At 76.3% G+C, this 1,002-nt stretch carries 1 protein-coding gene and 1 pseudogene; one reads left to right on the top strand and one right to left on the bottom strand.

Going from position 1 to position 1,002, the window contains the following annotated elements; all coding sequences use genetic code 11:
- Window positions 1-882 (top strand): annotated as a pseudogene (locus AB8Z36_RS41255) (GNAT family N-acetyltransferase); the annotation flags it as partial.
- On the opposite strand, the gene AB8Z36_RS41260 reads toward AB8Z36_RS41255, so the two are convergent.
- On the bottom strand, window positions 773-997 hold the full coding sequence (locus AB8Z36_RS41260) for a PLP-dependent transferase (RefSeq protein WP_440582142.1): 225 nt from the start codon (window positions 995-997) through the stop codon (window positions 773-775). The pseudogene AB8Z36_RS41255 and the gene AB8Z36_RS41260 sit on opposite strands and share 110 nt — an antisense overlap.
- Window positions 998-1,002 lie beyond the last annotated feature (5 nt).

The following is a 1,002-nucleotide window of genomic DNA, read 5'->3' on the forward strand; positions in this document are numbered from 1 at the left end:
GCGCAGGCCGGGCCCGGCACCCCGCGGCCCGCGTCGGCGGCCCCCGCCACGACGACGTCGCTGTGGCGGATGCGCACGCCCGTACGGGACGAGCCCGGCTCGCTGGCCGCGCTCTGCGGAGTGTTCGCCTCCCGGCGGGTGGACATCCTGAGCCTCCAGACGCACCCGCTGGCCGACGGCACGGTCGACGAGTTCCTGCTGCGCGCCCCCGAGGAGCTGCCCGCGGCCGAGATCACCCGGGCGATCGCCCACGCGGGCGGCTCCGGCACCTGGATCGAGCGCGCCGACGCCCACGACCTGGTGGACGCGCCCACCCGCATCCTCGGCCTCGCCACCCGCACCGCCCTCGACGCCGCCGAACTGCCGCTCGCGCTGCGCCACCTGCTCGGCCGCTGCACCATCCGCTCGCTGCCCGCGTCCCAGGGCACGGCGCCCGAACTGCCGGTGGACGGCGCCCTGGACGAGACGGTGCTGCGCCTGCACGGGCCGGACGGCGAGACGATCACCGTGGAGCGGCCGTATCTGCCGTTCACGCCCACGGAGTTCGCACGCGCGCGTGCCCTGGTCGAACTCGACACCCGGCTCGGCCCGCGCCTCCCGCGCAGCCAGGACGTCCTCACACTGGCCGAGGGCAACTCCATCACCGTGCGCCGCGCCGGCACGGACGACGTCGAGGCCGCCAGGGCCATGCACGAGCGCTGCTCGGCGCGCACCCTCGGCATGCGCTACCACGGGCCCGTGCGCGACGTCGACCGCTACCTCGACCACCTGCTCAGCCCCCGCTTCGGCCGCACGCTGGCCGTGCGGACCGCGTCCGGCCGCATCGTCGGCCTCGGCCACCTGCTGTGGGAGGCCGCTCCCCACCAGCGGGCGGAACGCTGACCGGACCGAGCGCGCGGTCGAGGTCGCTCCACAGGTCCTCGACGTCCTCCAGGCCGCACGACATGCGCAGCAGCCGGTCGCTCACCCCGGAGGAGTGCCGGTCCCCGGCGTCCATCAGCC

The organism is Streptomyces flavofungini (assembly GCF_041028215.1).
In the GTDB taxonomy this organism is placed as follows: domain Bacteria; phylum Actinomycetota; class Actinomycetes; order Streptomycetales; family Streptomycetaceae; genus Streptomyces; species Streptomyces flavofungini_B.

Excerpts from the sequence above, each read along its gene's own strand:
- AB8Z36_RS41260 (WP_440582142.1), bottom strand. The coding sequence starts at position 997 with ATGGACGCCGGGGACCGGCACTCCTCCGGGGTGAGCGACCGGCTGCTG.